The organism is Pseudoalteromonas sp. A757 (genome assembly GCF_004103285.1).
GTDB lineage: Bacteria > Pseudomonadota > Gammaproteobacteria > Enterobacterales > Alteromonadaceae > Pseudoalteromonas > Pseudoalteromonas galatheae.
In genome coordinates, this window is sequence record NZ_QNQN01000010.1 from 1 (window position 1) to 307 (window position 307).

At 46.6% G+C, this 307-nt stretch carries 2 tRNA genes; both read right to left on the reverse strand.

The features are described from left to right. Positions 1 to 76: transfer RNA gene (locus tag DRB05_RS00045), tRNA-Lys, on the reverse strand. A 155-nt stretch (positions 77 to 231) separates the two neighbouring features. Next, a tRNA-Lys gene (locus DRB05_RS00050) sits at positions 232 to 307 on the reverse strand.

The window sequence follows — 307 nt, forward strand, 5'->3', positions numbered from 1 at the left end:
TGGTGGGTCATGATGGACTCGAACCATCGACCAATGGATTAAAAGTCCACTGCTCTACCAACTGAGCTAATGACCCGCTCAAGTATTAAAAGTGCCATTAATTCATCCTGAAGAGGTGTTCCGGCTCGTCGTCCTGACTCGCGTTCAAAAAGCTGCGAAGCCTTGCTTCGGTCTTTTTTCACCCAACTGAGCTAATGACCCGCTCAAATATGAATTCTAAAGCTTGTAAAGTGGTGGGTCATGATGGACTCGAACCATCGACCAATGGATTAAAAGTCCACTGCTCTACCAACTGAGCTAATGACCC